Source organism: Microcystis sp. M049S2 (assembly GCF_020245625.1).
Classification (GTDB): domain Bacteria; phylum Cyanobacteriota; class Cyanobacteriia; order Cyanobacteriales; family Microcystaceae; genus Microcystis; species Microcystis ichthyoblabe_A.
Window position 1 is genome coordinate 1 of record NZ_JADBUN010000242.1, and the last position, 5,955, is coordinate 5,955.

Annotated in this window: 9 protein-coding genes and 2 pseudogenes; 7 read left to right on the forward strand and 4 right to left on the reverse strand. The window is 39.9% G+C overall.

The window, feature by feature from the left end; genetic code table 11:
* The 3 genes and pseudogenes from IM496_RS19215 to IM496_RS19225 form a co-directional block, all read right to left on the reverse strand.
* A pseudogene (locus IM496_RS19215) lies at nucleotides 1-131 on the reverse strand (IS200/IS605 family transposase); the annotation flags it as partial.
* Nucleotides 132-193: 62 nt separating this feature from the next.
* Nucleotides 194-451, reverse strand: coding sequence for a DUF433 domain-containing protein (locus IM496_RS19220; protein ID WP_228009764.1), 258 nt, complete (start codon nucleotides 449-451; stop codon nucleotides 194-196).
* A 146-nt stretch (nucleotides 452-597) separates the two neighbouring features.
* Nucleotides 598-1,203: a choice-of-anchor C family PEP-CTERM protein gene (locus IM496_RS19225; protein ID WP_194017203.1), complete on the reverse strand. Its 606-nt coding sequence runs from the start codon at nucleotides 1,201-1,203 to the stop codon at nucleotides 598-600.
* 500 nt (nucleotides 1,204-1,703) lie between these two features.
* On the opposite strand from IM496_RS19225, the gene IM496_RS19230 reads away from it, so the two are divergent.
* The 7 genes and pseudogenes from IM496_RS19230 to IM496_RS19260 form a co-directional block, all read left to right on the forward strand.
* The gene (locus tag IM496_RS19230) at nucleotides 1,704-2,135 is read left to right on the forward strand and encodes a DUF29 family protein (RefSeq protein ID WP_194017205.1); all 432 of its coding nucleotides are present in this window, start codon (nucleotides 1,704-1,706) and stop codon (nucleotides 2,133-2,135) included.
* 7 nt (nucleotides 2,136-2,142) lie between these two features.
* Nucleotides 2,143-2,385, forward strand: coding sequence for a DUF5678 domain-containing protein (locus tag IM496_RS19235; RefSeq protein WP_194017207.1), 243 nt, complete (start codon nucleotides 2,143-2,145; stop codon nucleotides 2,383-2,385).
* Between the two features lie 36 nt (nucleotides 2,386-2,421).
* Complete coding sequence (locus IM496_RS19240; protein ID WP_194017209.1) at nucleotides 2,422-3,435, forward strand: WD40 repeat domain-containing protein; 1,014 nt, start codon at nucleotides 2,422-2,424, stop codon at nucleotides 3,433-3,435.
* Nucleotides 3,436-3,589: 154 nt separating this feature from the next.
* Nucleotides 3,590-4,162, forward strand: coding sequence for a Uma2 family endonuclease (locus tag IM496_RS19245; RefSeq protein WP_194017211.1), 573 nt, complete (start codon nucleotides 3,590-3,592; stop codon nucleotides 4,160-4,162).
* 16 nt (nucleotides 4,163-4,178) lie between these two features.
* Nucleotides 4,179-4,994: a DUF4351 domain-containing protein gene (locus tag IM496_RS19250; protein ID WP_194017214.1), complete on the forward strand. Its 816-nt coding sequence runs from the start codon at nucleotides 4,179-4,181 to the stop codon at nucleotides 4,992-4,994.
* A 203-nt stretch (nucleotides 4,995-5,197) separates the two neighbouring features.
* Nucleotides 5,198-5,539 carry a hypothetical protein gene (locus IM496_RS19255; RefSeq protein ID WP_194017216.1) on the forward strand — a complete coding sequence of 114 codons (342 nt, stop codon included), beginning with the start codon at nucleotides 5,198-5,200 and terminating at the stop codon, nucleotides 5,537-5,539.
* Nucleotides 5,540-5,551: 12 nt separating this feature from the next.
* Nucleotides 5,552-5,797, forward strand: a pseudogene (locus IM496_RS19260) (DUF4351 domain-containing protein); the annotation flags it as partial.
* 50 nt (nucleotides 5,798-5,847) lie between these two features.
* On the opposite strand, the gene IM496_RS19265 reads toward IM496_RS19260, so the two are convergent.
* A partial coding sequence (locus IM496_RS19265; protein ID WP_287661912.1) for a transposase occupies nucleotides 5,848-5,955 on the reverse strand: 108 nt, incomplete at its 5' end.

Sequence of the window (5,955 nt, forward strand, 5' to 3'; positions counted from 1 at the left end):
ATCTCTAGGCAGACGTCTTTCAACAAGCTATCTACCTGTTCGTCGACAACGGCTTTACGATATTTGGCTGGGAACACTAAATGATATAGCAAAACACTTACATTATGGCTCTTATGGATGTATTCACTCATTTTTCTATTATACGCCGCGAGCGGCGGGGAATTAGACCCGAAGAGATTAAAGGAGATGATGTTTATAGCCACTGTTGATAATGTTGTTCCCGTTGTCTTTCTAGCTTGACAAGATAGAGATCGATTTGTGCTTGATTGTGATAATAATAGGTCAAAGTGGCATAAATTTTTTCTAAATTTAGAGTTGGTAATTCTTGGAGAATTTCTTGAGGACTATAACCTTGTCGATAGTATTTCAGTACGTCCTCAATGCCAATACGATGTCCTTTTAATTGAATATTATCTACTGCTACAAATTCAAAATAATCTTCTAACTGCATAGGTTGTTACCTCCTAAAACATCAATACTATCCTAGCATATTATTAAAAATGTGCCGCAAAATTCAAATTATTCACCGATTTTAAGCCTATCTGAATATTCAATTTAACCCACCTAGTTTAGATGGGTTAAAAAGATAAAAATAGATTAAGATTGACGTTTTAAAGCAGAACTAATTCCTAATACTCCTAAACTCAATAATCCTAGCACTGATGAAGGTTCGGGGATAGGAGTAGGAGTAGGAGGAGGGGAAAGAGCTATCACCGAGACATTATCCAACGCAGGACCAGCAACGCTATTAGTTAAAGTGATAAACTCAAGGGTAGTGGTTGTACTGTTAGCGGTAAAATCCCAAGATTTTGATACCCATCCCATATTTGAACTGCTTTTTCCTGTTGTGTCGAAAGAAAAGTCAGCAGAACTTCCTCCCGCACTCACTCTCATGTCTTTAATAATAGGACTTGCGTTGGGATTACCCGCCAGATCAAAAGTCACCCGATAAGTCCCACCGACAGTTGTGTTAAAGGTTTGCTGAATTCGACCAGCATTCCCTCCAGATAAATCCAGACTTCTAGAACCATTAGAAGCTTGCCATAATGTACCGATATAATCGATTTGGCTTCCTGGGCTAACCGTCCATCCTGTAATTACCGTGGAACCACCACTAAGTGTTTGAAAAACACCAGGGTCTGTACCGTTCTCAAAACTGCCATTTTGAATCAAATTTGCTGCTTGTACAGGGGTGACTATCAAAGCACTTACCCCAAGGACAGAGGAAGCAATTGAGAGTTTTAATAAGCTGTGCTTACCCCCCCCCGAAAATCAATTAGTTTTGCTAATTTTTGCGTCATGACTAAAAACTCGACTTTTACAAGAACGGCCTCATCATAGCAGAGAAAAGCTTATAAAATAGATTAACTTTTTGGCTCTTCTCGACTTTGTGTGACAATTTTTGCTTATATAGTAGCGATCGATCTTTGTGTCCTTTGTGTCTCTGTGGTTGGTTCCACTCCAGCAATTCTCATTTTGAAACGATTTTGCGTTGTTTCAGCGATCTAGAGATTCGTTAAGAATTATTAACCCCTCTAGGTGCAGGGGTTTTAATGTCATGAAACCTTAAAATGAGAATTGCTGGTTCCACTCACTCGCCCGCAAGAATGTATCTTAGAATACATTTTACCCAATAAACCTGGGATATCCGAGAGACTTGTGGCCAGATATAATTAAGGGGTATTTGGGGAAGAAATTGGATTATGGAAGAACTTTTAGAATTAAAGGCTTTACTCTTAAAAGGTGATATTAAAGGTTCACTGGCGATTGTAGAAGACCTTGAAGATATGAGCAAAAATGGGATTATTAGCACCATTCGTAGTTATGCTGTTATCTTATTACTGCATTTAATTAAACAACAGGCAGAAAACCGAACTACTCGTTCTTGGGATGTCTCCATTCGCAATAGTGTTAGAGAAATTCAACGCCACAATAAACGACGAAAAGCGGCAGGATATTATTTAAGTGATCAGGAATTAACAGACACTTTAAACGATGCTTATCTTAATGCTTTAGATACCGCTTCTTTAAAAGTCGAATTAGCTTGTTATCAATCGGAGCAACTAGAAGCTATAATTGACAAAAATAAACTGATTAGCACTGCTTTTCTTCTCATTAAAAACGTCTCTCCCTAGCAAGATTATGACAGACTCAATCTCTCAAGAACAAGCCCAAGAAATGTTACGTTGGTTAAACAAAAATCGTGACACCGTGCTTGATTTGTATAAAAATCAATACATTGCTTATAATGAAAAAAGAGTGATGGCTCACGGTGAAAATTTACAGAATGTTCTGGAACAAGCCAACACAACCAATCAAGAATTTGTCATTTATCTTGTTCCTCGTTTTCGTTATTCTCTGCAAATTTTACCCCTTCAAGTTTAAAGTAGTTTAAGATGATTTTGACAACGGCAAAATTCTATGAAAATAACCCTTTATCAACCGACATTATCGTTATTATTGCTGCTGTTGCTATCCGGTGGTTGTGCAGTCAATCAGGAAAAAGGGAAAACCACCACTCCGCAAGCGTCTCCCCTAGCAGAAATCGTTCCTTGGCAGACCGTCGAACGGGTTACTATTTTAAAAGCCGATCAGGATCCCATCTATGCTTTAGCCATTAGTCCCGATAACTCCCTGCTGCTGAGTGGTAGTTTTGACGGCACTGTTAGGGAATGGGACCTAAAAACCCAAAAACCTCTCAGGACTTGGCAACTAGGTGATACTGTCAATGCTATCCAATTTAGTCCCGATGGTGAGACTTTCGTAACTGCCGATGCGGGGGGAAAAGTGCAACGCTGGAATACGCGCACGGGAAAATTAGAAATGACCTATCCTGGCCATGCTTTTCTCGTTACCGATGCCGCTATTTCTCCCGATGGCAAAATTTTGGCTACGGGTAGCTGGGATCGTACTGTTAAACTCTGGGATTTTCAGACGGGTACACTGTTAAAAACCCTGCGCGGCCATAATCATCCGATTCAGGCGATCGCATTTAGTCCCGATGGTAAAGGAATTGTTAGCGCCGATTACGATGGTTTCGTTAAACTGTGGAAAGTGAGTACCGGTCGCTTTATTCGTGCCTATGCGGGTAATTTATTCCCCGTTTATCGGGTGCTTTTTTCCAAGGATGGTAATACCGCCGGTACTGCTAGTCAAGACGGTTCGATCCGCAGTTGGCAAGTGAAAAGTGGCATCGGCACCACTACTATTCTCGCCCATAACGACGCTGTTACCGATATGGCCCTGTTGGATGGGGGTAAAGTTTTAGCCAGTACTTCCGGGGATGGAACCGTCAAATTTTGGGATGTTAATACCCGTCGGCACTTGAATACCCTGAAGGGAAACGTCATCTTAAGAATGGTTGCCAGTCAAGATGGTCGTTGGTTAGTCACTGGAGATCGAGACGGTGCGATCGCAATCTGGCGGGGAATCTAAGACTAAATCCGTTGAGCATAGGCTACATATCAGGATGGGCAAGAGGCAAGAGGCAAGAGGCAAGAGGAGGAATAAATAATCAGTTTTTAATAACCGGATTTAGTATAATTGACTATAATTAAGACTAGAGTGTTTTCTAGGGCGAAATATAGCTATGGCAGCAGTGATTTTAAACTTAGATACAGTCAATCTCAGCGATGAGCAGTTTTACCGTCTCTGTCAAGTTAACCCAGATTGGCAACTGGAAAGAAACGCCCAAGGAGAATTAATTGTGATGCCACCTGTTGGGGGAATTAGCGGCAACCGAGAGGCCGATTTTATTAGTTTGCTTTGGTTGTGGAATCGTCAAACCGGATTGGGTAAAGTCTTTAGTTCGGCGACGATTTTTCGTTTACCGAAAGGCGGATATCGCGCTCCTGATGCCGCTTGGGTGAGTTTAACTCGTTGGCAAGCTCTAAGTCGAGAAGAACAGGAGAAATTTCCGCCTATTTGTCCTGATTTCGTCATTGAACTGCGCTCCCGTAGCGATTCCCTCCCAGAAATTCAAGCGAAAATGCAGGAATATCTCCACAGTGGTTTGCGATTAGGTTGGCTAGTTAATCCTCAACAACAACAGGTGGAAATTTATCGTCCTCAGCAACCCGTAGAAATTATGGAACTACCGGCTAATTTAAGCGGAGAGGATGTCTTACCCGGTTTTAGTTTATTTATCTCCATTTTTGAGTAAAATATAGTCAAGACTAATGTATGATTCTACTTGTAAATTTATCGCCCTGGAATATTCGAGAGATTTAGCCACTTGGTTATTAGGTAAACCTTTAGATTTAACCGAAATTAAACCCTCAGAGTTGTCATTAGAGCCGATAAGAGCCGATAGTTTAATCTTTTTGGAGTCAGAAGAACTAATCTTACATATTGAGTTCCAAACCGACCCTAAAGAGGATATTCCCTATAGAATGCTCGATTATGCCACAAGACTCTATCGACGCTATCAAGGCAAACCTATCCATCAGGTAGTTATTTATCTAAGGAAAAGTACCTTACCCCTAGTCAGACAGAATGACTATCAACAGGGAAAAACTTATCATCAATTTGAGGTGATTAGACTATGGGAACAACCCTATCAACCCTTATTGCAAGCACCAGGACTATTGCCCTTTGCTATACTAGCTCAAGCTGAGGAGCAAGAGAATTTACTGCGGCAAATCGCCCAAAAAATCGAACAAATCAGCGACAGTCGAGAACAAAGCAATCTGGCTGCCTCGACAGCAATTCTCGCTGGATTAGTATTAAACAAAGACATCATTCAACAATTGTTGAGGAAAGATATTATGAAGGAATCTGTCATCTATCAGGAAATCAAAGGGGAAGGAAGACAAGAAGAAGCCATCAATTTGCTTCTACGTCAATTAAATCGGCGTATAGGTGAAATTTCTGCCGAATTATCCGCCAATATCCAAAGTCTTTCTCTAGAAAGTTTAGAAAACTTAGGAGAAGCTTTATTAGATTTCCAGTCAGTAGAAGATTTGGAACAATGGCTAGAAAATGAGCGTTTTTAACTAATTTACTGCGGTTATTTTTCTTCTATTAATTCCCTCTATTAAGTACCTAAGCAAAATTAATTACACATATCTAACCACCTCTTGCCGTTCGGACTTCGGCGTGAGCTCAGTCGAACGCTGAGCTCACGGCCGAAGCCTCCTGCCTTTTGCCTTTTGCCTATCTTCACTAGGAAATTAATTTTGCACGACTACTTATCATTATGTCAGATCATCAAGCTAGTTATGCCGTCAATGCAATGTTAGGTCGATTGTATTTTAAAAATAAGGCGTTTCAGTCCCTAGGTTTTGAAGAACAACAGTCGATAGTTTTGGACATAATTAAAGAATCATTCCGTTGCGATGTCAATATCGGCGAAATTCTCAGTAATGAGTGTTTTTATGATTTTGACGATGTGGAAGAACAGAGAACTATAGCAACGATATTTCAAATTTGTTCCTACTGTGTTCAAGCATCAGCTAACGTACAAGACTATGGAGATGATTTTAGCAAAGCAGGAATTTGTTCCGCTTGTCTTGCTAAATATTTTCCGGATGGATATTAGAGATAATTTAATCTCAACCGAGGGATAATCAATATTCAACAATTGTTGAGGAAAGACATTATGAAAGAATCTGTCATCTATCAAGAAATCAAAGAGGAAGGAAGACAAGAAGGAGCCGTCAATTTGCTTCTACGTCTATTAAATCGGCTTATAGGTGGCATTGCTGCCGAATTATCCGCCAAGCTCTCAAGTCTTTCTCTAGAAAATTTAGAAAACTTAGGAGAAGCTTTATTAGATTTTCAGTCATTGGAGGATTGAGAACAATGGCTAGAAAATGGGCTCTTCTGGTTTTCGTGTGTTAATTTTTGTTATAAATTAAAGCAAGCAAACAGCTTAAGTCGAAGATGTTCAAAATTGGTAAATCCATAACTTATTCTTTTAATAAGCTTTATTTTGGTATTCATTCCCTCAATTAA

What these genes read in the sequence shown, in the direction of transcription:
- IM496_RS19235 (WP_194017207.1), top strand. Translation starts at nt 2,143, where the DNA reads ATGACAGACTCAATCTCTCAAGAACAAGCCCAAGAAATGTTACGTTGG.
- IM496_RS19245 (WP_194017211.1), top strand. Translation starts at nt 3,590, where the DNA reads ATGGCAGCAGTGATTTTAAACTTAGATACAGTCAATCTCAGCGATGAG.
- IM496_RS19255 (WP_194017216.1), top strand. Translation starts at nt 5,198, where the DNA reads ATGTCAGATCATCAAGCTAGTTATGCCGTCAATGCAATGTTAGGTCGA.
- IM496_RS19250 (WP_194017214.1), top strand. Translation starts at nt 4,179, where the DNA reads ATGTATGATTCTACTTGTAAATTTATCGCCCTGGAATATTCGAGAGAT.
- IM496_RS19220 (WP_228009764.1), bottom strand. Translation starts at nt 451, where the DNA reads ATGCAGTTAGAAGATTATTTTGAATTTGTAGCAGTAGATAATATTCAA.
- IM496_RS19240 (WP_194017209.1), top strand. Translation starts at nt 2,422, where the DNA reads ATGAAAATAACCCTTTATCAACCGACATTATCGTTATTATTGCTGCTG.
- IM496_RS19230 (WP_194017205.1), top strand. Translation starts at nt 1,704, where the DNA reads ATGGAAGAACTTTTAGAATTAAAGGCTTTACTCTTAAAAGGTGATATT.